At 50.1% G+C, this 432-nt stretch carries 1 protein-coding gene; it reads right to left on the bottom strand.

Features of this window, described 5'->3' with window-relative positions; all coding sequences use genetic code 11:
* Nucleotides 1-4 precede the first annotated feature (4 nt).
* A partial coding sequence (locus tag A3751_RS20425) for a disulfide bond formation protein B (protein ID WP_082863414.1) occupies nt 5-432 on the bottom strand: 428 nt, incomplete at its 5' end.

Raw genomic sequence — 432 nt, 5'->3', positions numbered from 1 at the left:
ATTTCTATTTATTCCTAACGATAATCATCAGGTGCGCAATAGCTAAGCCTGTAAACGCAATAATGCTCCAAGCAGGTATTGATAACCCGAGCCATTGCCACTGGACTTCCGCGCAATCACCAGTGCCCATTAACATGCTTTGAAGCACTTCCATGATGGGGAAAACATCAATCATGTACTCCAGTGGCGGGCCGCATGCAGGAACTTCATCTTTGGGCAAGTGTTGCAGCCAGACTTGTCGCGCTGCGACGGCAACGCCGGTTGCGGCACTGAGCAAACCTAGAATGCTAAAAATCGTAGCGNATAAGCGATGCCTAAGGCTTACCAGGGCAAGGATCGCGAAGCCTGCCGTTGTCAGGTAGATTGCTCGTTGCATCATACACATTGGACAGGGGTTCATGCTGGCAAATGGCTCAACGTAGCTGGCAATCA

Source organism: Oleiphilus sp. HI0080, from assembly GCF_001635135.1.
This window is presented reverse-complemented; position numbering and strand designations above follow the sequence as displayed.